Origin of the sequence: Streptomyces sp. NPDC048288 (assembly GCF_043201555.1) — a bacterium.
In the GTDB taxonomy this organism is placed as follows: Bacteria; Actinomycetota; Actinomycetes; order Streptomycetales; family Streptomycetaceae; genus Streptomyces.
This window is the reverse complement of the sequence record NZ_JBICZD010000004.1, coordinates 63,009-89,128: the sequence shown is the minus strand read 5'-3', so window position 1 is coordinate 89,128 and position 26,120 is coordinate 63,009. Positions and strand designations below refer to the sequence as shown.

General features: G+C 71.3%; 20 protein-coding genes and 2 pseudogenes. 8 read left to right on the top strand and 14 right to left on the bottom strand.

The annotated features are described in order from the left end of the window. Positions 1–191: 191 nt before the first annotated feature. Positions 192–1,751, bottom strand: a complete 1,560-nt coding sequence (locus tag ACGFZS_RS15890; RefSeq protein WP_393795529.1) for an APC family permease — start codon at positions 1,749–1,751, stop codon at positions 192–194. A 261-nt stretch (positions 1,752–2,012) separates the two neighbouring features. On the opposite strand from ACGFZS_RS15890, the gene ACGFZS_RS15885 reads away from it, so the two are divergent. Then, positions 2,013–2,717, top strand: a complete 705-nt coding sequence (locus tag ACGFZS_RS15885; RefSeq protein ID WP_393795528.1) for a TetR/AcrR family transcriptional regulator — start codon at positions 2,013–2,015, stop codon at positions 2,715–2,717. 246 nt (positions 2,718–2,963) lie between these two features. Here the strand turns inward: ACGFZS_RS15885 and ACGFZS_RS15880 are convergent. The 6 genes and pseudogenes from ACGFZS_RS15880 to ACGFZS_RS15855 form a co-directional block, all read right to left on the bottom strand. Further along, positions 2,964–4,342, bottom strand: a pseudogene (locus ACGFZS_RS15880) (aldehyde dehydrogenase family protein). Positions 4,343–4,387: 45 nt separating this feature from the next. Next, a pseudogene (locus tag ACGFZS_RS15875) lies at positions 4,388–4,648 on the bottom strand (FAD-dependent oxidoreductase); the annotation flags it as partial. A gap of 43 nt (positions 4,649–4,691) precedes the next feature. After that, a protein-coding gene (locus ACGFZS_RS15870) for an IS5 family transposase (RefSeq protein WP_393795527.1) occupies positions 4,692–5,509 on the bottom strand; the annotation gives its coding sequence in 2 pieces (ribosomal slippage) (positions 4,692–5,167 and positions 5,167–5,509; 819 coding nt in all). Positions 5,510–5,620: 111 nt separating this feature from the next. Continuing rightward, a complete protein-coding gene (locus ACGFZS_RS15865; protein WP_393795526.1) occupies positions 5,621–6,370 on the bottom strand; it encodes a succinate dehydrogenase/fumarate reductase iron-sulfur subunit in 750 nt (249 codons plus the stop codon). Further along, a complete protein-coding gene (locus tag ACGFZS_RS15860) occupies positions 6,367–8,316 on the bottom strand; it encodes a fumarate reductase/succinate dehydrogenase flavoprotein subunit (RefSeq protein ID WP_393795525.1) in 1,950 nt (649 codons plus the stop codon). Before ACGFZS_RS15860 ends, ACGFZS_RS15865 begins: the two co-directional genes overlap by 4 nt. A gap of 1 nt (position 8,317) precedes the next feature. Beyond that, complete coding sequence (locus tag ACGFZS_RS15855) at positions 8,318–8,989, bottom strand: succinate dehydrogenase (protein ID WP_393796013.1); 672 nt, start codon at positions 8,987–8,989, stop codon at positions 8,318–8,320. Positions 8,990–9,108: 119 nt separating this feature from the next. Here ACGFZS_RS15855 and ACGFZS_RS15850 point away from each other — a divergent pair, with 119 nt between their 5' ends. Then, positions 9,109–9,993, top strand: coding sequence for a LysR family transcriptional regulator (locus ACGFZS_RS15850; protein WP_393795524.1), 885 nt, complete (start codon positions 9,109–9,111; stop codon positions 9,991–9,993). Positions 9,994–10,087: 94 nt separating this feature from the next. Here ACGFZS_RS15850 and ACGFZS_RS15845 read toward each other — a convergent pair whose 3' ends face one another. The 3 genes from ACGFZS_RS15845 to ACGFZS_RS15835 all read right to left on the bottom strand — a co-directional run bounded on the left by ACGFZS_RS15845 (position 10,088) and on the right by ACGFZS_RS15835 (position 14,321). Continuing rightward, positions 10,088–12,232, bottom strand: coding sequence for a putative bifunctional diguanylate cyclase/phosphodiesterase (locus ACGFZS_RS15845; protein ID WP_393795523.1), 2,145 nt, complete (start codon positions 12,230–12,232; stop codon positions 10,088–10,090). Beyond that, the gene (locus ACGFZS_RS15840) at positions 12,229–13,041 is read right to left on the bottom strand and encodes an SAM-dependent methyltransferase (RefSeq protein WP_393795522.1); all 813 of its coding nucleotides are present in this window, start codon (positions 13,039–13,041) and stop codon (positions 12,229–12,231) included. The genes ACGFZS_RS15845 and ACGFZS_RS15840 overlap by 4 nt, the downstream gene beginning before the upstream one ends. 311 nt (positions 13,042–13,352) lie before the next feature. Continuing rightward, positions 13,353–14,321 (bottom strand): SCO0930 family lipoprotein, encoded by a 969-nt coding sequence (locus tag ACGFZS_RS15835; protein WP_393795521.1) that lies wholly within the window; start codon positions 14,319–14,321, stop codon positions 13,353–13,355. Between the two features lie 754 nt (positions 14,322–15,075). Between ACGFZS_RS15835 and ACGFZS_RS15830 the strand changes: the two genes are divergently transcribed. The 3 genes from ACGFZS_RS15830 to ACGFZS_RS15820 all read left to right on the top strand — a co-directional run bounded on the left by ACGFZS_RS15830 (position 15,076) and on the right by ACGFZS_RS15820 (position 16,850). Beyond that, the gene (locus tag ACGFZS_RS15830) at positions 15,076–15,204 is read left to right on the top strand and encodes a hypothetical protein (protein ID WP_393795520.1); all 129 of its coding nucleotides are present in this window, start codon (positions 15,076–15,078) and stop codon (positions 15,202–15,204) included. Between the two features lie 31 nt (positions 15,205–15,235). Next, positions 15,236–16,000 carry a DUF4239 domain-containing protein gene (locus ACGFZS_RS15825; protein ID WP_393534364.1) on the top strand — a complete coding sequence of 255 codons (765 nt, stop codon included), beginning with the start codon at positions 15,236–15,238 and terminating at the stop codon, positions 15,998–16,000. A 208-nt stretch (positions 16,001–16,208) separates the two neighbouring features. Continuing rightward, complete coding sequence (locus tag ACGFZS_RS15820) at positions 16,209–16,850, top strand: hypothetical protein (protein ID WP_393795519.1); 642 nt, start codon at positions 16,209–16,211, stop codon at positions 16,848–16,850. An 80-nt stretch (positions 16,851–16,930) separates the two neighbouring features. On the opposite strand, the gene ACGFZS_RS15815 is transcribed toward ACGFZS_RS15820, so the two are convergent. Further along, positions 16,931–17,857, bottom strand: coding sequence for a hypothetical protein (locus tag ACGFZS_RS15815; RefSeq protein ID WP_393795518.1), 927 nt, complete (start codon positions 17,855–17,857; stop codon positions 16,931–16,933). Between the two features lie 335 nt (positions 17,858–18,192). On the opposite strand from ACGFZS_RS15815, the gene ACGFZS_RS15810 reads away from it, so the two are divergent. Next, positions 18,193–18,867, top strand: coding sequence for a class F sortase (locus ACGFZS_RS15810; RefSeq protein WP_393795517.1), 675 nt, complete (start codon positions 18,193–18,195; stop codon positions 18,865–18,867). Positions 18,868–18,895: 28 nt separating this feature from the next. Here ACGFZS_RS15810 and ACGFZS_RS15805 read toward each other — a convergent pair whose 3' ends face one another. Together ACGFZS_RS15805 and lysX are read right to left on the bottom strand one after the other, a co-directional pair. Next, complete coding sequence (locus ACGFZS_RS15805) at positions 18,896–19,729, bottom strand: polysaccharide deacetylase family protein (RefSeq protein WP_393795516.1); 834 nt, start codon at positions 19,727–19,729, stop codon at positions 18,896–18,898. Positions 19,730–19,852: 123 nt separating this feature from the next. Beyond that, positions 19,853–23,131, bottom strand: a complete 3,279-nt coding sequence (gene lysX, locus ACGFZS_RS15800) for a bifunctional lysylphosphatidylglycerol synthetase/lysine--tRNA ligase LysX (RefSeq protein ID WP_393795515.1) — start codon at positions 23,129–23,131, stop codon at positions 19,853–19,855. Between the two features lie 252 nt (positions 23,132–23,383). Here lysX and ACGFZS_RS15795 point away from each other — a divergent pair, with 252 nt between their 5' ends. Further along, positions 23,384–23,839, top strand: coding sequence for a universal stress protein (locus ACGFZS_RS15795; RefSeq protein WP_365683273.1), 456 nt, complete (start codon positions 23,384–23,386; stop codon positions 23,837–23,839). Here ACGFZS_RS15795 and ACGFZS_RS15790 read toward each other — a convergent pair. After that, the gene (locus ACGFZS_RS15790) at positions 23,775–25,028 is read right to left on the bottom strand and encodes an MFS transporter (RefSeq protein ID WP_393795514.1); all 1,254 of its coding nucleotides are present in this window, start codon (positions 25,026–25,028) and stop codon (positions 23,775–23,777) included. The two genes, ACGFZS_RS15795 and ACGFZS_RS15790, sit on opposite strands and share 65 nt — an antisense overlap. 102 nt (positions 25,029–25,130) lie before the next feature. Between ACGFZS_RS15790 and ACGFZS_RS15785 the strand changes: the two genes are divergently transcribed. Beyond that, positions 25,131–26,075, top strand: a complete 945-nt coding sequence (locus ACGFZS_RS15785) for a LysR family transcriptional regulator (protein WP_393795513.1) — start codon at positions 25,131–25,133, stop codon at positions 26,073–26,075. The last annotated feature ends 45 nt before the right edge of the window (positions 26,076–26,120 follow it).

Below are 26,120 nucleotides of genomic sequence, written 5' to 3'. Positions count from 1 at the left end.
CCACCTTTCGCAGGCACCTTGAACAGGCCCCGCGCATCCGCAGGCGAGCGGCACGCTGCTCCTGGAGCGCGATGGGGCCCGCACCATACACCCGGGCGGGCGCCCTCGCTCGACGCTCGTGCTGTCTCGACGTCGCCGTACGTGCGTGGGAGGGAGTACAACTGGTTGCTCTCTGGCCCGCCGACGCTGGCTCAGGCGGGGCTGCCGGTGCTGGCCGGGAGGTCAGCGGGGGCTGGCGAGCCGTGCTCGAGAGCGGCGGACAACTCGGTCGGAGTGTCCTGGAAGTAGGGGGACTTGCGTACCCACTTCGACCAGGCGGAGAAGACGATGCCCGCCAGGATGATGGTGGCCGGGATGGCGACGACGAACCGGCCGTTGACCGCGCTGAAGGCGAAGGAGGAGGACTGGTTCCATTCCTGTACGGCGAAGAAGCCGCCGACGACCAGCAGGGCGAGCGCGCTGAGCCCCGGCAGGACGACGGCCCGCAGAGCGGGCAGGAAGCCCTCGCGCAGCGTGCCGCGGAAGCGGACCGCACAGGCGATGCCGGCCAGCGCGTAGTAGAGCGAGACCAGCATGCCCACTGCGGTCGCGGCGGCGGAGATGAACTGGCTCAGTGTGCCGATGCCGATGGCCAGCACCGCCAGGAGGGCGGAGATCGAGCACAGGATCAGGGTGCCCAGCGCCGGGGTGGCGTACTTGCGGTGCAGGCGGGCCCAGACCGGGCCGAGCGTTCCCTCGCGGCTCATCGACATGGTCAGCCTCGCGGTGGGCAGCATGCCGGCCTGCAGCGATGCGACGGAGGAGAAGAGCATGGCGATCACCGGCAGAAGCGCGAGCGGCTCCTTGGCCAGCGTGGTGCCCATGTAGGCCAGCAGCGAGGAGGCATTGCCGGATATCTGGTCGACGCTGAAGAGCCGTTCGAAGGAGATGGCGGCCAGCAGGAACATCCCGAGCATGATCCACAGTGCGCCGAAGCCGGCCCGCGCAGCGTCCTTGGGCGAGCGGGTCTCCTCGGTGACGGCGAAGGCGCTGTCCCAGCCCCAGAAGATGTAGACGCTGACGACCAGTCCGTTGGCGAGCACCTTGAGCGAGGGGAGCGAACCCGGGTTGAACCACTGACCGCTGAAATCGTGCTCGCCGGCGAAGAGGGCGTAGCCGCAGAAGCCGAGCAGGACCAGGTACTCGAAGATGATCAGCGGCGTCTGGAAGCGGGCCACGAAGTCCGCGCCGCGGATGGCGCTCCAGGTCAGCACCGTCAGCACGGTCAGGCCGAGGACGGTGGTCTGGGCGGTGGAGGCCGGGTCGATCGCGATTCCGGCGATCCTGTTCAGGTGGCACTGCCTGGCGAACGACATGATCGCGGCGCCGCAGACCTGGCTGCCGTAGGCCAGGTAGATGGTGGTGCCGACGACGTTGACCCAGGCGCTCTGGAAGCCGAGCCAGGGGCCGATCTTGGCGCCGAGGGCGCGGCGCACCCACACAAACCCTGTGCCGAGATTGCGTTCGACCTGGTTGAGCCGCCCGTAGGCACTCGCGATGCCCAGGATCGGCAGGAAGGCGAGGAACACGACGGCGGGTATCGCGCCGCCGACGATGCCGGCGATCGCTCCCATGCCGATGCCGATGGACAGGGTGGGCGCGGTGTTCGACATCGCGATCACGGCGCCGTCGACCGCTCCGATGACCTGACGGAGTTGCGGTTGGGTGTGCTCGGGCGCGGCGGCGCGTCCGCTGGGCAAGGGGGCCTCCATGGGAACTCCTCCAGGACTGGGGGCCGGCGCGAGGCGTGGAACTGGCCAGGGCGGGTCGCGCGGCTGGACTGGGAAACCGATGTGTGAAGGGCGACGCATGGGGGCTCAAGAGGTGCCGCCGGGAATACGTGTGGCGATGATGTAACCCCGACCACATCTCTTGCGTCAACACTGTTCACGCAACAATTTGTGCAGACGAGCGGCCCGTTATGGTGGCTTGGTGTACGGGCACGGCGGACTGATCGAGTACGGAGGGGCGGCGTGGCGACGGGCGAACGGGTCATCGCGGAGCGAGTGAGACGCACGGCGACGAAGGCGGGAGTGGTGCTCTCGCGCGAGCTGATCGTAGGTGCGGCCATGGGCCTCATCGCCGAACACGGCAGCGACGCGCTCACGGTCCGGCGGCTGGGCGCGGCCCTGGGAGCCAGCCCTACGGCCGTCTACCGGTACTTCACCGACATGGACGACCTCGTGCTGGAGATCGCTGACCGGCTGATCGGGATCAGCCTTGACGGATACAGCCGCAGCGGCGACTGGAAGGCCGACCTGCGCGACCTGGCGATGCGCGCGCACCGCGCGTACCAGGAACACCCCCGGGCCGCGATGCTTGTTGCCTCACGCACCACCGGGCGCGCCAACGAGGCCCGCATCATCGAGGAAGTGCTGGCGAGCATGGAGGCGGCCGGACTGACCGGCATCGACGCGGTGCGGGCCTACCGGGCCTACGGTGACATGGTGTTGGCGATGTGCGGGGTGTACGCGGCCTTCGCCGCACTGCCCGAGGAAGTCCGGAAGGCGGACCGTCAGCGGTGGTCGGTCAATCATGCCGCGGCCGACCCTCAGCTGTACCCACGGCTGAAGCGACTGGGACCGAAGCTGGTCACCGCTTCCGGTGAGACGGCCTACACGACGGCCGTGGACCTGTTCATCGACGGGCTGGAGCTACGCGCCCGCGCGGCCCGGTGAAAGAGCCCGGGACAGGCTGGAGGCGGCACGAGGACGGCAACAGCTGCGCACCGAGGTCCGGCGCCCGGCACAAGAGGGTGCCGGGCGCCAGCCGGAGGTGCGGCACCGGTGCGCAGGCTGCCTTTCGGACGCCGAAGGCGGTGCAGGCGGGACCCCGCTGGGCACGGCCCCGCCCGGCTGCGCCGGCCGGAAGACCGAGGGGACGTCGGCCGCAGCGTGCTTGATCATGAAATGACCGGTGACGGTCTACTTGAGTACCGCCTCGTGGCTCATGTCCTTGCCGAAGCCGCTGCCCTTCACACCGCCGTGCGGGGCCTCCGAGGCGATTGGGAGGTGGTCGTTGAACCAGGTCACACCCGCTTCCAGGCGGTGGCCGACGCGCAGTGCGCGGCCGACGTCGTTCGTCCACACCGAGGAGGCCAGCCCATAGGGGCTGTCGTTGGCCAGGGCGACGGCCTCGTCCTCGTCTTCGAAGGGCAGCACCACCGGGACCGGGGCGAAGACTTCGCCCTGGACGATCTCGCTGTTCTGCCGCGCGCCGACGATCAGTGTGGGCGGGTAAAACGCGTCGGGGACCTCGCCGCCGACGACGGTCCGCGCGCCGTCATCACGTGCGCGTTCGACGAAGCCGTGGACGCGGTCGCGCTGTTCGGTGGAGACCAGTGGCCCGACATCGGGGCTGGGGTCGAGGGGCGCGCCGAAGCGGATCTTGGCAAGAGTCTCGGTCAGCTGGTCCACCACGTCTGCGTAGCGGGAGCGGTGGACGTACATGCGGGTGGCCGCGGTGCAGTCCTGACCGGTGTTGTAGGTCGCGCCCAGTGCGATCGCTCGCGTGGAGGCCTCGATGTCGGCGTCGGCGAAGACCAGGGCGGGGGCCTTGCCACCCAGTTCGAGGTGCACGCGCTTGACGCTTTCCGCCGCTGCGGCCGTGATCGCCCGGCCGGTGCTGGTGGAGCCGGTGACGGAGACCATGTCGGTTCCCGGATCGGCGACCAGCGCGCTACCGACGTCCGCGCCGCCAGTCACGACGTTGAGGGCGCCGGCGGGCAGTCCCGCGTCTCGTGCGAGTTCCGCCAGGCGGAGTGTCGAACCAGGAGTGGTGGGCGAGGGCTTGATGGCGATTGTGTTGCCTGCGGCGAGGGCAGGACCCATCTTCCAGATCGCCATGACGAGCGGGACATTCCACGGGGCGATGCTGCCGATCACGCCGATCGGGCGGCGTACCAGCATCGAGGTGTAGCCCTGGCTGAGCACCCCGGCGCCCGTCCCCTCCAGCGAGCGCGCGGAGCCGGCGAAGAAGCGCAGGTTGTCCGCGGCGAAGGGCACTTCGCCCTTGAGCACGGTGGTCCAAGGCTTGCCGGACTCGCGCACCTCCAGCTCGGTCAGCTCGTGCGCATGCTCCTCGACCAGGTCGGCGAGCCTGAGCAGGATACGGGCACGCTCCCGGCGGTGTGCTCCGCCCAGCGCGGCTGGGCGGAACGTGCGGCAGCGACCGCCTCCGAGACCTGCGAAGGCGTGGACTCGGCGATCTCGTCGACCGGGTCCCCTGTGGCGGGGTCCACCAGGGTGCGCACCGCCCCGTCGCCGGGGCGGCTGACGCCGTTGATGTGCAGGCCGTTGGCCATCTCTGTCTCTTCCGTAGGGGTGCGCTCACGCGCAGAGCGGGAGCGTCAGCTGTTGAAGCCGACGCCGTAGCGGTCCAGCAGGCCCAGAAAGGCTCCCCGTCGGCCGGGTTCGACCCTCACGGGCCAGCGTGGCCTTGGCCGTCCTGGCGATCGGGTAATGCAGCGGCTCCAGGGGAACGGCAAAGGCGGGCGGGAGACCGATGTGAGGCCGGTGCGTTCGGTGCGGTGGCCGGCCAGCAGGTCCAGGGCCACTTCTGCTCCGAAGCGCGAGGAGCCGACGCCGAGTCCTGTGTAACCCGTGGCGTAGAACTAAGTGGGACTGCCTGGTGTTGGGCGCTTAGACCGTGTCCTACGTGGTGAGGCGGACGAGGCGCTTGTAACAGCAGAGAGCGGCGGCAAGTCCGAGAAATGCCAGGTAGTTGCGGGGATGGCGCTCGTAGCGGGGACTGAGTCTGCGATAGCCGGACAGCCACGACATCGTGCGCTCGATCACCCACCTCCGACGTCCTAATCGCTCGCTGGATTCGATGCCCTTGCGGGCGATTCGTACTCCGATTCGCTTCCAACGGAGCCATCTGCGCAGGTCGGCGCGGTCGTAGGCTTTGTCTGCGTGGAGGCGCTGGGGCTTGAAGTACCGGCCGCGGTGAGGGTCGTATCTCGTTTGGTGCCCCTCGACCATGGGCTTGAGCCCTTCGCTGTCGTGGGTGTTGCCGGCCGAGACGCCGACGAGGAGGGGCAGTCCGTTCGCGTCCGACAGGACGTGCATCTTGGACCCGGGCTTACCCCGGTCCACGGGGCTCGGACCTGTGTGTTCGCCCCCCTTTTAGCCCTGACGTGGGCGGTGTCCAGGACGACGCGGGTGACGTCGATAAGGCCGGCGTCGTCGAGCCGGTGCAGTACGGCTTCGTGGAGGCGGCCCCACACACCGGCTCTCGACCAGATCAGGAATCTGCGGTGGGCGGTCGACTTCGATATCCCGAAGCAGGGCGGCAGCGCCCGCCAGGCGCAACCGCTGACCAGCACGTAGACGATCGCCGCGAACAGCGTCTCATCAGGCGTGTCCTGCGTACCGCCGCCCTGCGGACGCACCCTCGACGGAGGGATCAGCGGTTTCGCGATCTCCCACAGCCCATCCGGAACAATCCAACTCCACGTACCCCGCCCCATACCGAGTCAACGTCCGCCTCACCACGTAGGACACGGTCTAAGGACAGCGCCCCGTCAGGGGCGCGGGGAACTGCGCGACCAGCCCCCACGGCGCCGCACCCCGCAACGGCGCTACCGCTTCCCCACCTTCCGGGTAGCCCGCAACCACTCCTTGTTCATGCTGGTGATCGACACGAGCGGAATCCCCTTCGGGCAAGCCGTCGCACACTCCCCCGCCAGCGTGCACCCCCCGAACCCCTCCTCATCCATCTGCGCCACCATGTCCAGCACCCGCGTCTCCCGCTCGGGCGCCCCCTGCGGCAGCACGTTCAGGTGATTCACCTTGGCGGACGTGAACAGCATCGCCGCCCCGTTGGGACAGGCCGCGACACACGCCCCGCACCCGATGCACTCCGCGTGCTCGAAGGCGAAGTCGGCGTCGGCCTTCGGCACCGCCGTGGCGTGGGCCTCCGGCGCCGCCCCGGTCGGCGCGGTGACGTACCCGCCCGCCTGGATGATCCGGTCGAACGCCGACCGGTCCACCACCAGGTCCTTGATCACCGGGAACGCGGACGCCCGCCACGGCTCGATGTCGATCGTGTCGCCGTCCTGGAAGGACCGCATGTGCAGCTGGCACGTCGTGGTCCGCTCCGGCCCGTGCGCGTCCCCGTTGATCACGAGGGAGCACGCGCCGCAGATGCCCTCGCGGCAGTCGTGGTCGAAGGCGACCGGGTCCTCGCCGCGCAGGATGAGTTCCTCGTTGAGCGTGTCGAGCATCTCCAGGAACGACATGTCGGTGGAGATGCCGTCCACCTCGTACGTGGACATCGCTCCGTCGGCGTCGGCGTTCCGCTGCCGCCAGACGCGCAGGGTGAGCTTCATGCGTAGCTCCGCTGGGTGGGGTGGACGTACTCGAAGACCAGGTCTTCCTTGTGCAGCACCGGGGCGTCCCCGGTGCCGGTGAACTCCCAGGCCGCCGCGTAGGCGAACGCGTCGTCCCGGCGGGCGGCCTCGCCGTCCGGCGTCTGGGACTCCTCCCGGAAGTGGCCGCCGCAGGACTCGGCGCGGTGCAGCGCGTCGAGGCACATCAGCTCGGCGAGCTCCAGGTAGTCGACGATCCGGTTCGCCTTCTCCAGGGACTGGTTGAACTCCTCGCCGGTCCCCGGCACCTTGATCCGCCGCCAGAACTCCTCCCGGATCTGCGGAATGCGCTCCAGTGCCTTGCGCAGACCGGCGTCCGTGCGGGCCATACCGCAGAACTCCCACATCAGTTCGCCGAGTTCGCGGTGGAAGGAGTCCGGCGTCCGGTCGCCGTCGACGGACAGCAGCAGGTTCAGCCGGTCCTCGGTCTCGGCCAGCACCTCCTGGACGACGGGGTGTTCGTCGGTCACCGCCTCCTGGTGGGGGTTGCGGGCGAGGTAGTCGTTGATGGTGGCCGGCAGGACGAAGTAGCCGTCGGCCAGGCCCTGCATCAGCGCGCTCGCGCCGAGCCGGTTCGCGCCGTGGTCGGAGAAGTTGGCCTCGCCGACCGCGAACAGGCCGGGGACGGTGGTCTGGAGGTCGTAGTCGACCCACAGCCCGCCCATCGTGTAGTGCACGGCGGGATAGATCCGCATCGGCACCTCGTACGGATCCTCGTCCGTGATCCGCTGGTACATGTCGAAGAGGTTGCCGTACTTCGCCTCGACCGCCTTGCGCCCCATCCGCCTGATCGCGTCGGCGAAGTCCAGATAGACACCCTGCCCGCCCGGGCCGACGCCCCGCCCCTCGTCGCAGACGTTCTTCGCGGCGCGGGAGGCGATGTCGCGCGGGACCAGGTTGCCGAAGGACGGGTAGATGCGCTCCAGGTAGTAGTCGCGCTCGTCCTCGGGGATCTGGTTCGCGGGCCGGGTGTCGCCCTTGGCCTTCGGGACCCAGATCCGGCCGTCGTTGCGCAGCGACTCGCTCATCAGGGTGAGCTTGGACTGGTGGTCGCCGGTGCGCGGGATGCAGGTGGGGTGGATCTGGGTGAAGCACGGGTTGGCGAACCAGGCGCCGCGCCGGTGCGCCCGCCAGATCGCGGTGGCGTTGGAGTTCATGGCGTTCGTCGACAGGTAGAAGACATTGCCGTAACCACCGCTCGCCAGTACGACGGCGTCGGCGAAGTACGTGTCGATCCGGCCCGTGATCAGGTCCCGGGCCACGATGCCCCGCGCCCGTCCGTCGACGACGATCACGTCGAGCATCTCGGTGCGCGGGTGCATCTCCACGTTCCCGGCGGCGATCTGCCGGCTGAGCGCCTGGTAGGCGCCGAGCAGCAGCTGCTGTCCCGTCTGGCCGCGGGCGTAGAAGGTGCGGGAGACCTGCACGCCGCCGAACGACCGGGTGTCGAGCAGTCCGCCGTACTCACGGGCGAACGGCACGCCCTGCGCCACGCACTGGTCGATGATCTCGACGGAGATCTGGGCGAGGCGGTGCACGTTCGACTCGCGGGCCCGGAAGTCGCCGCCCTTGACCGTGTCGTAGAACAGCCGGTGGATGGAGTCGCCGTCGTTGCGGTAGTTCTTCGCCGCGTTGATACCGCCCTGGGCGGCGATGGAGTGGGCGCGGCGCGGGGAGTCCTGGTAGCAGAACTGGACGACGTGGTAGCCCTGTTCGGCGAGGGTGGCCCCGGCGGAACCGCCGGCCAGGCCGGTGCCGACGACGATCACCGTGTGCTTGCGCCGATTGGCGGGGTTGACCAGCTTGGCCTCGAAGCGGCGCTTGTCCCAGCGCTCGGCGACCGGGCCGTCGGGGGCCTTGCCGTCAGAGACGGGCGTGCCGGTCGGGTAGTTCACGTAGTCGGTCATGTCAGCTCACCACTCCGGTCATGACGCCCACGGGTACGGCGATGAAGCCGGCCGTGAGCAGCAACGCGAGGACGTCGGCCGTGATCTTGAGGGCACGGTCGCGGGTGCGGCCGCCGACGCCGAGGGTCTGGGCGGCGCTCCAGAAGCCGTGCCGCACGTGCAGGCCGAGCGCGAGCATCGCGACGATGTAGATGACGTTGCCGTACCAGGTGGAAAAGGTGTCCACGACGTTCTGGTACGGGTGGCCCTCCTGGAAGCCGCCGGAGTGCACCGTGCCGGTGGTCAGGTCGAGGATGTGCCAGACGACGAACAGGGCGAGGATGATCCCGCCCCAGCGCATGGTGCGGGTCGCGTAGGACGCCCGGGCCTTCTTGTGCACGTACTTGCTGGGGCGTGCCCTGATGTCGCGGCGGCTGAGCTGGTAGGCGGACGTGGCGTGGGCGACCACGGCGACGACCAGGACGATCCGGATGAGCCAGAGCGTCCACTCGTAGTGCATGAACGGTTCGCCGATGGTGCGCAGCCAGTGGGCGTAGTGGTTGAACTCGCCGGCCCCGAAGTAGATCTTCAGGTTCCCGATCATGTGCACGACCAGGTAGAGCAGCATGATCAGGCCGCTGACGGCCATCACCGTCTTCTTGCCGACGGAGCTGTCCCACATCGTGCGCGCCATGGACGGCCGTCGGTCCGTCCGCGTTGCCAGAGCCATGGGGATGACGCTAGGGCCGGACGACCCGATCGGTCCAAGACATGGTACGGCTGGATTCCATAGCCTGAAGCTATCGTGTCACCATGCAGTTCCAGCAGCTTCAGTACTTTGTCGCCGTGGCCGAGACCCGGCACTTCACCCGGGCCGCCGAGCTGGTCCATGTCGCCCAGCCGTCGCTGTCCCAGCAGATCAAGGCGCTGGAGCGGGAGCTCGGGGCGGATCTGTTCCTGCGGGCGCGCGGGAACATCACCCTCACCGACGCGGGCGAGGCGCTGCTTCCGCTGGCCCGGCGGATCCTCGCGGACGCCGACACCGCCCGGCACGAGGTGCAGGAACTGGTGCAGCTGCGGAGCGGCCGGGTGCGGCTGGGGGCGACGCCCAGTCTGTGCACCGGGCTGCTGCCGGACGTGCTGCGAACCTTCCACGACCGGTATCCGGGGATCCAGCTGCTGATCGAGGAGAGCGGCTCGCACGATCTCGTACGGGAGCTGGCGCGCGGGGCGCTGGACCTGGCGCTCATCGTGCTGCCGCTGCCGCCGGCGTCGCCCGCGCTGACGACCGTGGAGCTGCTGCGGGAGGACCTCGTGGTGGTCTCCTCCCCCGAGGCGACGGTGCCCGGACGCGGGCGGGGCGGGGTGCACATCGCCGATCTGGAGGGGGAGCGGCTGGTGATGTTCCGGCACGGGTACGACCTGCGGGAGCTGACCGTCGCCGCGTGCCGCTCCGCCGGGTTCGAGCCGGGGTTCGCCGTCGAGGGGGGTGAGATGGACGCGGTGCTGGGGTTCGTGCGGGCGGGGCTGGGGGTGGCCGTGGTGCCCCGGATGGTGGCGGCCCGGTCGGGGCGGGGACTGCGGGTCACTCCGTTGGCTCGGCCGGGGCTGCACCGGACGATCGCGCTGGCGCACCGGAGCGATGTGGCTCCGCCCCGGGCCGCTCGGGAGCTTCAGCGGATGCTGCTGGAGAGGTGACTGTGCCCGGCCGCGCCGCTGTGGTGGATCGCCGTGCGGGACGCGGGGGTTGTGCGTGGCTGGTCGCGCAGTTCCCCGCGCCCCTTCGGAGCGCTCAACCCGTCGCATCCACCAATGCGAGGTCGTGCAGTCTCTCCGGTGGGCCCGGGCGGGCGTAGTACCAGCCCTGGGCCGTGTCGCAGCCCAGTATGCGGAGCTGCTCGGCCTGGGCGCCGGTCTCCACGCCCTCGACCGTGACCGCGAGGTCGAGGCTGTGGGCCAGTGAGACGATCCCCTCGACGATCTTGAGGTCGACGGGGTCCGCCGGGAACTGCTGCATGCTCTGGGTGAAGGAGCGGTCCAGTTTGAGGATGCTCACCGGGAGGCGGCGGAGGTTGGCGAGGTTGGAGTAGCCGGTACCGAAGTCGTCGAGGGCGATGTCGACGCCCATCTCGGCGAGGCGCCGCAGGGGCTTGAGGAGGTCGTCGTCGGCGCCGATCAGGGCCGACTCGGTGACCTCCAGGCACAGGGCGTCGGGGGCCACTCCGGAGCGCTCCAGGATCTCCACCGTGTCCTGGACCAGGCCGGGGTGGGTGAGCTGGCACGGGGAGAGGTTCACGTTGATGCGCAGTGGGCCGGCGCCGGCCTGCTCGCCGTAGCGTTCTCGCCACTCGCGGGCCTGGCGGATCGACTCCTCCAGGACCCAGCGGCCCAACGGCACGATGAGACCGGTGTGTTCGGCGAGCGGGATGAACCGGTCGGGGCCGAGCACGCCGTGCTGCGGGTGCAGCCAGCGGACCAGGGCCTCGGCGCCGCGGACGCTGCCGTCGCCGAGGTGGACCAGCGGCTGGTACTCGATGAAGAACTCGCCCCGGTCCAGGGCGGCGGGCAGCGCGGTGGTGAGGCCGTGCCGGGTGATCGCGCGGGCGTCGGCCTCCGGGTCCGCCAGCTCGGAGCGGTTGCCGCCCGCCGACTTGGCCCGGTACATCGTGATGTCGGCGCTGCGCAGCACCTCGGCCGGGGTGCGCTCGCCGGCCGGGCCCTCGACGATGCCGATGGAGCCGCGGACCATGAGGTCACGGCCGTCGATGCTGATCGGGGTGACGAGCGCGTTCATGATGCGGTCGGCCAGGTCGTCGACCTCGCGCTGGGTGGCCGGTCCGGTGGTCAGCGCCACGAACTCGTCGCCGCCGAGCCGGGCGACCATCTCGCCGGGCGCGGTCGCGCAGGACTGCAGCCGGTCGGCGACCTCCACCAGGAGCCGGTCGCCGGCCGAGTGGCCGAGGCTGTCGTTGACGGTCTTGAAGCCGTCCAGGTCGAGGTAGCACAGCCCGAACCGCTGGCCCTCGCCCGCCGCCAGGGCCTTCTCCAGACGCTCGAAGAACAGCGTCCGGTTGGGCAGGCCGGTGAGCGCGTCGTGGGTGGCCTCGTAGCGGAGCCGGAGGTTGAGCAGCCGCCGCTCGGTGGTGTCCTCCATGAGGGCCAGCTGGTACTGCGGCTCGCCGTCGGCGTCCCGGAGCAGGGAGACGGTCAGGTTGGTCCACAGGACCGTACCGTCGGAGCGGTTGAACGCCTTCTCCACGTGGTAGTGCTCGCGGTCGCCGCGCACCAGCTCCTCGTAGAGCCGCCAGGTCTGGGGCGCGTCCTCGGGGTGCGTCCACTCCAGGACGTTGCGGCTGCGCAGGGTCTGCTCGGAGCCGCCGAACATGCGCAGCAGCGCGCCGTTCACCTGGAGGACGTTGCCCTCCAGGTCGGCGATGCCGATCCCTATCGCCGCGCCCTCGAAGACGGCCCGGAAGCGGGCCTCGCTCGCGTGCAGCGCCTGCGCGACCACGCCCTGGGCGCGCAACGCGGCCTGGGCGATGGCCTCCTGCTCGGCCAGCGTGCGCTCCCGCAGCGCCTGGGCGAACCCGGCGGCCATCGCGTGCTGGATCCGCGAGGAGCGCATCCGCAGCTCCTCCTGGGGGCCGTCCTCGCCGCAGTAAAGCGCCAGGTACGCGTCGACGCAGTCGAGGGTGCGGGTGAGCGCCTCCGGGTCGGTGCAGTGCGCGTCGATCAGCGCCGCGCCCACCTGCCGGGCCTCGTCGGCGTCGAAGCCGTGCGCGAGCAGCACCTCGCTGAGCCTGCGGGCGAGCGGCAGGAGCTGTTCCTCGAACTCCGGCCGGGTCAGGGACGTCGAGGTCACCGGGAACACCGCCCGGCTCCAGATCGTCGCGAACCGGCGCAGTCTGTCCTCCGGCCCGTCCGGCTCCGCGCTCACGCCGCGATCCCCACGCCGGCGAATCCGGAGAAGGCATAAGGATCCTCGTCCTCCGGTGCCGACTCCGGCCGCCAGTGCGGCATCGGCACCAGTCCGGGTTCCACCATGTCGTACCCCTCGAAGAACCTTGCGATCTCGGCGCGCGAGCGCATGATGAGCGGGTTGCGAATGTCCTTGTATACGTCCACCGCGCCCTCGGCCCGCTCGGCCGGCAGCGGGATTCCCTCGTACGAGGCATGGGTGAGAACGAGCAGGCTGCCGGGCGCGAGTGCGTAGCGCAGCTGTGCCACCGCTTCGTACGGGTCGTCCGCGTCTTCCACGAAGTGCAGTATGGCAACGAGGAGCAGGGCGACTGGCCGATTCAGGTCGATGAGACGCTCCACCTGAGGGCTCGACAGGATCTCCTGGGGCTTGCGGAGGTCCGCGGCGACCACGTCCGCGTCCTCGTTGCCCGTGAGCACGGCCTCGCTGTGCGCCACGGCCACCGGGTCGTGGTCGACGTACACCACGCGGGCGCCGGGGTTCGCGGCCTGGGCGACCTCGTGGACGTTGCCGAAGGTGGGGATGCCGGAGCCGATGTCCAGGAACTGGTCGATGCCGGTGCCCACGGCGTAGCGGACGGCGCGGCGCATGAAGGCGCGGTTGGCCTGCATGATCTTCGGCAGGCCCGGCAGGTGCCGCATCGCCTTGCGGGCCGCCTCCCGGTCGACCTCGAAATTGTACGAACCGCCCAGGTAGTAGTCGTAGATACGCGAAACGCTCGGCACCGAGATGTCGATGCTCCGTGGGGCCCAGGCGGGACGCTCCATGTATCTCTCCAAGGGCTTAGGCGATCCGGTGTTCGAGCAGAGGCTACTGATCGCCTGCGAACAGGGCGAGCCGAAACGGAAATTGACCGTCCGTTCCCGGTCAGGAGCTGGGAATTCGGTGTTCGGTTTGGGGGATTTCGGGGGGCGCCCCGGGAACGCGAAGGAGCCCGCCCCCTCCGTGCGGTGTGGAGGGGGCGGGCGGTCGTACGCGCGTTGTGTCGTCGTCCGGGACTCTCGCTGGCCTCTGCCCTCCCTTCCGCGATGCGCGAATGTGGATGTGGGCGGGGCGATCAACCCTGGGGAGGTGATCCCTAATTGCTCGGCGCGCCGACCAGCTTTCCTTCGGGCGAGACGGCGTACCAGGTGCCGCCGACGCCCTGACCGTTGGTGTCCCCGGCCTTCGCGTCACCGGAGAAGGTGTAGATCGGCCAGCAGTTGACCGTCTGCTGCTTCTGGCCGTTGTCGGGCCGGGTGAAGCCCATCAGACCCTTCTTCACGACGCCCTTGGTGTCGTCCGAGGAGACCTCGGCGACGGCCGGCCACTTGGCCAGGCAGTCACCGGTGCAGTTCGAGACGACCTTGGGCCACGCCTTGTCCTTGATGAAGCGGTAGACCGTCATGCCGTTCTTGTCGACGATGATGTCGCCGAGCTTGGCGTCCTTGCGGACGGAGAGACCGGGCAGGTCGGCCAGGGTGGCCTTCTTGCCGTCGGGGGCCAGCGCGAACCACTTGCCGCCCACGCCCTGGCCGTTGACGTCACCGGCGTTGACGTCCTTGGCGTAGCGGTACACCGGCCAGCCGCCCACGGTCAGCTGCTTGGTGCCGTCGGTCCGGGTGACCTCGCCGAGCAGCGCCTTGTCGATGCCCGCGCCGGCCGCGGCGTCGTCGGCGGGGACCGGCGGCCAGGTGGTCGCGCAGTCGCCGTCGCAGTTCGACTTCGGCGGGTTCGCGGTGTCCGCGTCGAAGCGGTAGAGGGTCAGCCCGCTGCCGTCGGTCAGCACGTTGCCCAGATCGGGGTTGCTGGCAACGGTCAGCTTGCCGGCGGGCTGCACCGCGGCCGGGGAGCTGGAGGCCTGGCTGCCGTCGGCGCCGTAGCCGTTGCCCGCGCCGGTGGAGGCGGACGGGTCGGTGATGCTGCCGATCCCGGCCGGCGCCGTGGCGCCCACGTTCTGCGCCGCCGAGGACGGGGTGGTCGTGTTGCCCTGACCGCACGCCGTCGTCAGCGCCAGCACGCCCGCGGCCGTGGCCACCAAAGAGGCGCTCCTCCAGGAGGTCTTCATTTCCAACTCCCCATAATCGCCTGGATATTGCAGCGCCTCTGCGCCGCCGCACGACACCAGGTACGGATGCTGGGGGCCGGAGTGTTCAACGGGCTCACAAATTTCTTTCGGGACACTGTGGCCGCGGGCCGCGTCCCGCACGGGCGTACGCTTCGCGCCAATCGGCGGACAGTCTGATTCAAACCGGTTTACGCCGCCTGTCCCCCGTTCGGGCCAATCCATCCGTACTCCGGCGTGCGACGGCGCCCGACGCCTCATGATCTCCGTCGTGCATGCACCCGAAGCGACCCGAGTCGCGCCCGCTCCAAGGGTGTTGGCCCTGCTGGCGCTGACGTGGACCCTGGTGGGCTGCCCGGTCGGCACGGCGTCGGCCGACGCCTGCGCCTACGCGTCGACGGGCCCCGACGGCATCCACGCCGTGGCCGTCGCCGGCGACTCCTGGCCCACTCCCCCGCCCTGTCCGCCTCCCACCCCGCCACCGTGCCCGACGCCCACTCCGACTCCGACACCCACCCCGACACCGACACCGACTCCCACCCCGCCGCCGAAACCGCCCCCCAAGCCCAAGCCGACCCCCAAGCCCAAGCCGCCGGCCCCGGCACCACCACCGCCACCCCGGCGGGCACCGGCCCCCAGGCCGACACCCACGCCCACCCCGCCACCGGCCCCCCGGCCCGCGCCACGACCTGCGCCGACGCCGACGCCGACCCCCACCCCGCCACCCAAGCCCACCCCGCGGCCCTCACCGACCCCGGTGGTCTACCCGCCGCACCACGTCCAGTCGACCGGTGCGACGGCCCCGCACCGCACCTCCCCGGTCACCTACGTCCTGCTCATCGCCGTACCCGCGATCATCGCCGTCGCCGCGTTCCGCGCGCGCTGACGGCCCCCGCACCGAATTCTGGAGGCTTCCGTTGCCGGATTGGCTTGTTCTCGTCCTCGCGATGCTCGCGGCCTGCGCCGTGGTGGTCATCATCACCCTCGTACGGCACAAGACGGCGGCGGAGGACGAGGATCCCTCCGAGACGCCGGACGTCATCGAGTACATGACCATGTGGATCGGCGTCATCTACGCCATCGTGCTCGGTCTGGCGGTGGCCGGGGTGTGGGAGGCCCGCAGCGCCGCCCAGGACCATGTGCAGGCGGAGGCGCAGGCGCTGCACGAGATCTACGAGCGGGTACGGGTGTATCCGCCCGACGTCCGTGACCGGATCCGGGCGGACGTCGACGCCTACGCGAAACAGGTCGTCGACAAGGAGTGGAAGGTGATGGCCGACAAGGGACGGCTGACCCCGCAGGGGGCCGAGCTGCTCGCGAAGATCCGCGAGGACGTCACCGACTACGAGCCGAAGACCGACTTCCAGGCGCAGGCCTACCAGCCGCTGGTGGACCAGGTGGCCGCGGTCGACCAGTCGCGCAGCGCCCGGGCCGACTCGACGGGGGCGACCATGCCGAACGTGGTGTGGTTCGGCCTGCTGACCGGTGCCGTGGTCACCATCGGCATGGTCTTCGCCCTGCAGATCAGGCGCACCCGGCGCGAGCTGATCCTGGCGGGGCTGTTCTCCGCGACCATCACCTTCATGCTCTTCCTGATCTGGGACTTCGACGAGCCCTACAGCCGGGGCATCACGGCGACCTCGCAGCCCTTCCTGAACCTCTTCCCGCACATCAGGGGATAGCGGCCGCGGCCGCACGCCACGGGCCGCCCGGGGGAACCGCACCGCGCCACGCCGTCGATGTCCCCTGGGCGGCCCAGTCGTCTCACCCGTTCGACCCACTACGTTCGCGCGCGTGTGCGGATGTTCCTAGCGTTCCGAACATCGAGGTGCATTTCCGGCACAGGCGGAACAGGTCCGCATGCTGCTCCTCGGGACCGGAGGAACCACCATGCGCGCGATACGCGTCGCTTCGGCCGCACTGCTGGGCGTCGGCGCCCTCGTCCTCTCCGCTCCGGCCGCCCACGCGACCGACGGCGGCTGCCGGGCCGCCACGCCGGTCACCTCCGGCCTGTTCGGTACGGTCCTGATCCCGCCGGGGCAGGGCGCGGGGGCCCTGAACACCGGGTCGCAGGCCCTGTACCCGATGCTGTTCACCTGCGCCGGGCTGAGCGCCCCGGCCGAACCGGCCCGCGCGGCAAGCGGTTCGGACGGACACGGCGAGGGCCGCACGGACGGACACGGGAGCGGAAACGGGAACGGCAACGGCAACGGCAACGGCAACGGCAACGGCAACGGCAACGGCAACGGCAACGAGAACGGCCGTGGCGACGACCAGACAGGCGGCCGGACCGAGGACAGCGGCACCGGCAGCGACAGCGACAGCGACACCGACGGCGGCGGCGGTACGAACGGCCGTGAGGAGCTCAACCCGCAGCCGCTTCCGCCCAGTCGCGGTGTGCAGGCCGGTGAGGGCGGCAGCTTCGGGGGGTTCGACCTGAAGGAGATCGGGCTCGGCGCGGCGCTCGTCGTGGGCGCGGTCGGTACGGCGTACCGCGTCTCGCGCAGGCCGTCCGCCGAGGACGGCGCCTGACCGTCACCCGGCCGCGCGGGCCTTCCCTCCGGCCCCCTCCGCGGGGACGGGAGCGAAGACCCGCTGACGGCGCGCGGCGGTCAGATGCGCTTCTCGTGCCGACGGCGCAGCCAGAACCCGCAACCGGCCAGCACGGACACGCCCACCAGCCCGCCGCCGATCGCCATGTCGGCCGGGGTGGCGCCGTTGGAGACGCTGCCGCCGAGCCCGCCGCGCACCCCGCCGAGCACGGAGAAGGCGGCCGGCCGGGTCAGGGTCCGGCCGTTGTCGCAGCGGACCGTCAGGTCGTAGGGGCCGGGGCGGGCGTCCCGGTCGATGGTGGCGACACCGCGGGCCATCTCGCCGCCGAACGGGAACAGCGACGTGGTGCGGAAGGCGCGGGAGGACATGACGCCGCTGCGGCAGCCGTTGACGGTGACGGTCAGCCGCGCGCCGCTGGAGATCACGCTCGGCTGGGCGACGATGTTGCGCACGCCGTTGCCCCGGCCGCCGAAGTCGTCGAACCGCGAGTCGTCCCCGCGGCCGCCGAAGTCGTCGAAGCCCTCGTTGCCGCGTCCGCCGAAGCCGTCGTTCCCCCGGCCGTTGTCGAACCCGTTGCCGCCCCGCCCGCCGAACCCTTCGTTGCCCCGTCCGCCGAAGCCTTCGTTGCCCCGTCCGCCGAACCCTTCGTTGCCCCGTCCGCCGAACCCTTCGTTGCCCCGTCCGCCGTAGCCGTTGTTGAACCCGTTGCCGCCGACGCCGAAGCCGGGAACGACGACGCCGGGGACCGCCGCGATGCCCGGGGCGACCCCGACACCGCCGACGCCGACGCCGGGCGCGACCCCGACGCCGCCGACTCCGGGGGCGACGCCGGTCCCCGGGGCGACGCCCGTCCCGCCGACGACCGGGGCCTGGGTGTTGGCCGGGCCGCCGCCGTTGCCCATGCCGTCCGCGACGGCCATGGGGGCGGCGGCTCCGAGTACGGCGACCACTGTGCACGCGGCCGCCAGGGCACGTGAGTTTCGCATCTCTTCCTCCGCGGAAGGCGCCCCGGGAACCGTCCCCGGAAGATCGGCGAGAAAGCACCTCCCGGATAGACCCTCAGATGCCCTGAACACGCCCGCATTTCGAGAATGGTCCGTCCTGGTGAGGAGACACGCCGTCAGAAAAGCGCACAATCGGATATTGCCGCAGGTCACGGACCGTCAGAAAAATCCTGTGAACGGCAACTCGGATGGCGCACCGGAATACGCGCGGGCCACCCGTTCGCCCGTCGCCCCGTCGCCGCTCGCGCGCGCGGGACTTAGCGTTTCCCCATGCGCGACACGGAGATCGCGACGGCCGCGTCGAGAGGGGAAGGCGAATGTCCGCGTCCGAACTTTCCGAGCTGGCCGAAGAGGAGGAACGGCGCAGAAAGCGCGCCCCTTGGGGCGTGATAGCGCTGGTTCTGCTGACCGGTCTGGCACTCATCCGCAATGGCTCGGGAGAGTTCGACACCGGTCCGCCGCAGCCGGCCTCGGCGGCCGCCCCGGACAGTCGTACCACGGTCCCGGAGACCTTCGCCACGGCACCCGTGACGCTCCCCTACTCGCCGGCGAACCACATCAGGATCGCCTCGATCCGGGTCGACGCGCCCGTGATGCCGGTGGGCCTGGACGCCGACGGCTGGATCGCGGCGCCGCCTCCGGACGACCCCAATCTGGCCGGCTGGTTCAACGGGGGCGTCTCGCCCGGGGAGAAGGGCACGTCCGTCGTCGTGGGCCATGTGGACAACACGAAGGGCCCGGCGGTCTTCTACGGACTCGGTTCCCTGAAGAAGGGGAACAAGGTCGAGATCGACCGCGCCGACGGACGGACCGCGGTGTTCGAGATCTACGGCATCGAGGTCTTCGCGAAGGCCGATTTCCCGGGCGACCGGGTCTACGGCTCCAAGGGCACGCCGGAGTTGCGGGTCATCACCTGCGGCGGCGGTTTCTCGAAGCAGAACGGCTACGACGGGAACGTGGTGGTCTTCGCCCGCCTGGTGGGGGTCCGCTGAGGCCGCCACCGGGCGGGCGAGGGGCCCGTCAGACCCGGCGGCGCGGCACGGTCAGGTGGTAGCCGTTGTCCAGCAGATAGGGCAGGTACTCGCGCAGGGCCTTGACGCTCTGCGAGCGGTCGCCCCCGGCGTCGTGGGAGAGGACCACGACACCGGGGGCGGCGCCGTTCTCGATCGTGTCGACGATGGTGCGGGTGCCCGGGACGGTCCAGTCGGTGCTGTCCACGGTCCAGGCCATCGGCTCCATGCCCATCTCGGCGCCGAGCTGGAAGGCCGCGCGGTTCCAGGCGCCGTAGGGGGCGCGGAACCACTGGGGCCGCTCGCCGTAGGTGTCCTCGATGGCGTCGCTGGTGCTCACCATCTCGTCGCGGATCTCGCTGCGGTTCAGCGTGGTCAGCAGCGGATGCGTCCAGGTGTGGTTGCCCACGACATGGCCCTCGTCGGCCATCCGGGCGACCAGCTCCCGGTTCACGACGATGCACTCCCCGCACAGGAAGAACATCGCCCGCACGTCGTACTTGGCGAGGGTGTCCAGGATGTGCGGGGTGTAGTTCGGGTTGGGACCGTCGTCGAAGGTGAGCATCATGCGCTTGCCGCTGCCGTCGATCTCCATGATGGGTTGCTTGCGGACCTTGAGCCTGCCCGGCGTGGTGGGCGGCGGCCCGTATCCGGTGAGCGGCTGGAGCCGGAAGGCGGAGGGCTTGAGCGCCTGGCGGGGCGGCGGTCCGGCGGCGGCCGCGACGGTGCCGGCCGCCTCCTCGCCGTCGCTCGCCACCACGACCCCCGCGGTGGCCGCGGCCCCGAGTGCGGCGGCGGAGGCGAGCAGCAGCCGGCGGCGGGTGAACAACTGATCCTTCTGCATGACTCATCAGTCGCCCGGCCGGGGTCCGGCGCACCACATCGACACCGGTGCGGCGGCAGGAAAGCACTCGCACGGCCCAGAGCCGGAAGGTTTCAGCAGCCCGTTCGCGCGAACCGCGGCGGCTCAGCGGCGGCGGACCAGCGGGAACGGCAGCGTCTCCCGGATGGTCAGGCCGGTGAGGAACATGACCAGCCGGTCGACGCCGAGGCCGAGGCCGCCGGTGGGCGGCATCGCGTACTCGAGGGCGTCGAGGAAGTCCTCGTCGAGTTCCATCGCCTCGGGGTCCCCGCCGGCGGCGAGCAGCGACTGGGCGGTGAGCCGGCGGCGCTGTTCGACCGGGTCGGTCAGCTCGGAGTAGGCGGTGCCGAGTTCGGTGCCGAAGGCGACCAGGTCCCAGCGCTCGGCGAGCCGCGGGTCGGTGCGGTGCTGCCGGGTGAGCGGGGAGACGTCGGTCGGGAAGTCCTTGTAGAAGGTGGGCAGCCCGGTCCGCGCCTCCACCAGCCGCTCGTACATCTCCAGGACGACGTCGCCCGGCCCGTCGTCGCCGGTGTACGGCACCCCGACGCGGTCGCAGTGCCGGTGCAGCCGGAGCAGTTCGGTGCCGGGGCCGATCTCCTCGCCCAGCGCCTCCGAGATGGCCCCGTACACGGTCTTGACCGGCCAGGCGCCCGAGATGTCGTGCTCCAGCCCGTCCTTGCGGGCCACCGGGGCGCCGAAGGCGGCGGTCGCGGCGCCCTGGACCAGTTCGCGGGCCAGGTCGAGCATCACGTCGTAGTCGGCGTACGCCTGGTAGGCCTCCAGCATCGTGAACTCGGGGTTGTGCTTGTAGGAGACGCCCTCGTTGCGGAAGGTGCGGCCGAGTTCGAAGACCTTCTCCATCCCGCCGACGCACAGCCGCTTCAGGTAGAGCTCGGGGGCGATGCGCAGGTGGAGGTCGAGGTCGTAGGCGTTGATGTGGGTGGTGAAGGGGCGGGCGTTGGCGCCGCCGTGGATCTGCTGGAGCATCGGGGTCTCGACCTCCAGGTAGCCGCGGTCCAGGAGGCCCTGGCGCAGCGCCTGTACGGCGGTGGAGCGGGCCCGGACGACGGCCCGGGCGGCGGGGCTGGTGGCGAGGTCGAGATAGCGGCGGCGGACCTTGGCCTCGGGGTCGGCGAGACCGCGGTACTTGTCGGGCAGCGGGCGCAGGCACTTGGCGGTGAGCTGCCAGTCGGTGACGAAGAGGGTGGGCTCGCCCCGGTCGCTGACGCCGGCCCGGCCGGTCGCGGTGATCTGGTCGCCGATGTCGGTGTCGGCGGTGAACCGGTCGAGGGCGGCACCGGATCCGTCCCGGGTGAGGGCGAGCTGGTGGTCGCCGGACCAGTCGCGCAGCACGGCGAAGACGATGCCGCCGAAGTCGCGGACCAGCGTGATCCGTCCGGCGACGGTGGCCGTCTCGCCCTCGCGCAGGTCGGCGAGGGCGCGGGTGGGCCGTACCGTCGCCACCGGGTAGGGGTCGACGCCCGCCGCGCGCAGCCGGTCCAGGGTCCGGCGGCGGACGCGGAACTGCTCGGGCAGCTCGCTGTCCCGGCCACCGGGCCCGGCCCCCTCCCCTCCGTCGGGACCGGGCACCGGCGAAGACGGCGGCCCCTCGGGGAGCGCGGGCCGCGGTCCGGTCTTCGGGTGCCCCTTTCCCCAGAGTTTGCGCAAGGACGGTACGGAGACGAAGCCTTCGGCGATTCCGGAGGCGAGGCCGACCCGGGCCAGGGAGCCCGCCTCGCCGTAGCAGAGGAAGCGGGGGTACCACTCGGGGTGGTACTTGGCGTTGGAGCGGTACAGGGCCTCCAGCTGCCACCAGCGGGAGAAGAACAGCAGCAGCCGGCGCCACATCCGCAGCACCGGACCGGCGCCGATGCGGGCGCCCTCCTCGAAGACCGAGCGGAAGACGGCGAAGTTCAGCGAGACGCGGCGGACGCCCAGTTTGGGGGCGGCCGCGCACAGGTCGGCGACCATGAACTCCATGACCCCGTTGGGGGCGGCCCGGTCACGGCGCATCAGGTCGAGGGAGACGCCGTCGCCGCCCCAGGGCACGAAGGAGAGCAGGGCGAGCAGCCGGCCGTCCTCGGCGAGGGCCTCGACGAGCAGGCAGTCGCCGTCGGCGGGGTCGCCGAGCCGGTCCAGGGCCATGGAGAAGCCGCGCTCGGTCTCGGTGTCGCGCCAGGCGTCGGCCTTGTCGACGACCTCCTCCATCTCCGTCTCGGTGAGGGTGGCGTGCCGGCGCACCCGGCAGGTGGCGCCGGTGCGGCGGACCCGGTTGACGGCCTGCCGGGTGACCCGCATCTCGCGGCCGCCGAGGTCGAAGGCGGCGACGTGCAGGATCGCCTCGTCGCCGAGCTGGAGGGCGCCGAGTCCGGCGCGGACGTAGGCCCGGGCGCCGTCCTCGGAGGCGCCCATCACGGCGGGCACCCAGGCGTGCCGGCGGGCCCGGTCCAGCCAGGCGGCGACGGCGTGCGGCCAGGCCTCCGGGTCGCCCACGGGGTCGCCGCTGGCCAGGCAGACGCCGGCCTCGACGCGGTAGGTGACGGCGGCCTTGCCGCTGGCCGAGAAGACCACGGCCTTGTCGCGGCGGGTGGCGAAGTAACCGAGGGAGTCCCGGTCGCCGTAGGCCGTGAGGAGGGCGCGGATGCGGGCCTCCTCGTCGCCGTGCAGGGCGGCCTCCAGGCGCTGCGAACGGAACAGGGTGGCGGCGGCGTTGAGCAGCGCCAGGGCGCCGAAGAGGCCGAGGAGGAAGGCGACGAAGCGGGGCGGGCGGCCGCCGTAGCTGTAGCCGGAGACCAGGCCGCCGCAGACCCGGTCGGCGGCCCAGGCCAGGTGCTGGCCGTGCGGGAGGGAGCCGGGGAAGAGCGAGACCAGGCCCCAGCCGGCCAGGATCGCCACGAGCAGCCCCACCACGAGGACACCGAGGGCCCGGCGTACGGCGGCCTTGCGGGAGGCGGCGTAGAACTCCCGTCTCGCCACGATCAGCAGGGCGAGGGCGAGTCCGCACACCACCAATGAGCTGAACGAGTACCAGTCGAAGCCGAAGGCGACCGTCAGGACGTCGGCCAGCACCAGCAGGCCGAGGTAGATCACCACCAGCCACCAGGCGACCTTCTTGCGGGCAGCGGTGGCGCCGCCGAGCAGGAACAGGAAGACGGCGTAGGCCAGATTGGGGCTGACCGGCACCACGACGGCGTTGAGGAAGTGCACCACCGGACGGAGCAGTACGCGCAGCGGGGCGACGAAGGAGAGCAGCGCGCACAGCAGGGCGAGGGCGCCGAAGAAGCTCCCGAAGGCCTCCGGAACCCAGGACAACCGCCTGCCGCGGGGCGGGCGTATCGGGCCCGCCGGCTCCCTGCTGGTGGCGGGCTCCGCGGCGGCAGTCATGCCTCCGACTCTAGGAAGGGGGCGGCGGGCCCGCCCGTCGAGCGACCTCGACCGCCGTCCGGGTGCGGGTTGTGGGTGGTTGCTCGCGCAGTTCCCCGCGCCCCTGAAGGGGCGCCAGGTGGACGCCCCTGAAAGGGGCGCGGGGAACTGCGCGACCAGCCCCCACCGGGCCCGCACCCGGACGGCGCACGGCTGACCCGGCGGGAGGCCCCGGGCCCTGACCGGACCTGCGGATTCCGATAGCCTCGGAGCGTGGCGGAACAACACCAGTTCGAGCGGGGCACGGACGGCCCCAAGGTCATCGTCGTCGGGGTGGACGGCTCGGACTCCTCGTGGCGGGCGGCGTCGTACGCCGCCGGTCTGGCCCGGCGCCAGCACGCGCTGCTGGCCATCGTGTACGTGCAGCCGGTGCTGGCGGCCGGGGCGGCGCTCGGCGCCCCGGTGGCGGAGACGACCGACGAGATCGCGGAGGGCCTGGTCGCCGAGATCAGGGACGCGACCGAGCGGCTCAAGGGGATATTCGAGGTGCGCTGGGAGTTCCACACCTTCCGCGGTGACGCCTACAACGGAATGGTGAAGGCGGCCGACGAACTGAAGGCGGACGCGGTCGTGGTGGGCGCCTCGGAGCAGGCCGGCCACCGTTTCATCGGCTCGGTCGCGATCCGTCTGGTGAAGGCGGGACGGTGGCCGGTGACGGTGGTGCCGTAGCCCCTCGGGGTTCCCGCAGGAGCAGCACCGGGGTCGCGAGGAGCAGGACTCCGGCGACGGCGATCGCGGTGCGCGGGCCGGTGAGCGTCGCCAGCAGACCCCACAGCGCGGTCAGGACGGCCGTGGTGGCCTTGCCGGTGATCGACCAGGCGGACAGGGTGCGGGCGACCCGGTCGTCCGGGGTGCACTCCAGGCGGCGGGTGACGTACACCGGGTTGTAGACACCGGAGCTGGTGATCACCCCGAACTCGACGGCCATCACCAGCAGCAGGCCGGGCAGCCCGGGCCCGACGAAGGCCAGCCCCACCGGCCAGACGGCCCGCAGCACGCCCGCGGTGCGCAGGACCCGCAGCTGTCCGTACCGGGCGACCAGCGGGCGGGCCAGCCGGGAGCCGAGGAGGCCGCCGAGGCAGGGCACGGCGAAGGCGAGGCCGTACTGCCAGGGGGCGAAGCCCAGCGTGCCGAGCATCAGGACGGCCAGCGGCGGTGTGGCGACCATGATCAGGGCGTTGCCCGCGAGGCTGTTGAAGAACAGCGGCCGCAGGGCCGGGCTGGAGAGGATGTGCCGCCAGCCCTCCAGCAGGTCGGTGGCGCGCAGCCGCTCCACCCGGGCGGGCTGGGGGCGGGGCTCGCCGCCGCCGACGGCCCGGATGCCGAGGGCCGACAGCAGGAAGCTGACCGCGTTCGCGACGACCGTGGTGACCGGCCCGAACAGGCCGATCGCGGCGCCGCCGAGCGGTGGTCCGAGGACCAGCGCGGTCCAGTTGGTGGACTCGAACCGGGAGTTCGCGGTGAGCAGCCGGTCGGCCGGGACCAGGTGTTTGAGGAAGGCGCCGGAGGCCGCGTTGAAGGTGATGTCGGCGGCCGCCACCACGACGGACACGAGCAGCATCTGGCCGAGCCCGAGGCCGCCGAGCGCGTAGGCGACCGGGATGGTGAGCAGCGCGGCGAACCTGAGCAGGTCCATGCCGATCATCACGGGCCGCTTGCGCCGGAACTCCACCCACGGCCCGAGCGGCACCGCCGCCACGGCGCCGACGGCGGGCCCGGTCGCGGCGAGCAGCGCCACCTCGGCGGATCCGGCGTGCAGCGCGATGACCGCGATCACCGAGAACGCGTCGAAGGCCAGATAGGTGCCGAGCGCACTCGCCGAGTACGCGGCCCACAGCCACCCGAACCGCCGTCCCATGCACAACCTCCCGTTGACCCGGGACATGAAAACGTGCAGGTGGCCGCCGAATCAAACAACTACCGGGCGCCCTGCCACAACCACGGGTTGTACGGTGACGACGTGGACCTCAGGGCAGTGCGCACCTTCGTCACCGTGGCCGACTCGGGGCAGTTCCAGGAGGCCGCCGCCGTCCTGGCCATCACCCAGCAGGCGGTCTCCAAGCGGATCGCGGCGCTGGAGAAGGAGCTGGGGGTGCGGCTGTTCGTGCGGACCGCCCGGGGCGCCGCCCTGACCGTCGACGGCGACACCTTCCTGCCGTACGCCCGTGAGCTGCTGCTGGCCGAGGAGCGCGCGATCGCCTCGGTGCGGCCGGGGCGGCAGGCCCTGCGGGTCGACGTGGTCGGCGCGCGGCTGGCCCCGGCCGCGCTGCTGCGCGACTTCCACCAGGCGCACCCGGAGATCGCCCTGGACGTCGTCACCCTCTTCGACGTGGACTCGGCGCTCACCGCCCTGCGCTCCGGATCGGTCGACGCCTCCTTCCGCGCCGTCGCCATGCCCGGCCGGCCGCTGCCCAGGGGCGTGGAGGCCGTCCGGGTGTACGACGAGCCCGTGCAGCTGCTCACCGGCCCGGGGCACGCCCTGGCCGGGCGCGGGTCGGTCTCGCCCGGGGAGCTGGCCGGGCACCGGATCTGGATGCCGGGGCTGGTCGACGGCACCGAGTGGGCCGCCTACTACGCCTCGCTGGCCGCCGAGTTCGGGCTCACCATCGACTCCTCGGGCCCCAACTTCACCGGGGCGGTGCAGGACGCGGTCGCCGCATCCGACACGCTGGCGACCCTGGTGAGCGAGCGGACCCGGCTGGTCTGGCCGGACGCCCACGACCTGCGCCGCATCCCGCTCGCCGATCCGACCCCGGTCTACCCGCACTCCCTGCTCTGGTCGACCGCCAACCCGCATCCGGGGCTCGCCGCGCTGCGCGCCCATCTGGCCGACGCGCGGCCGGCGCCCACCGGCGCCGGGACCTGGACTCCCCACTGGGCTTTGCGTGGCGCCTTCCGTCCGTGACGCGCCTGGGCCATCATGATCGGCCGTCAGCCGTTCGCGATCGGC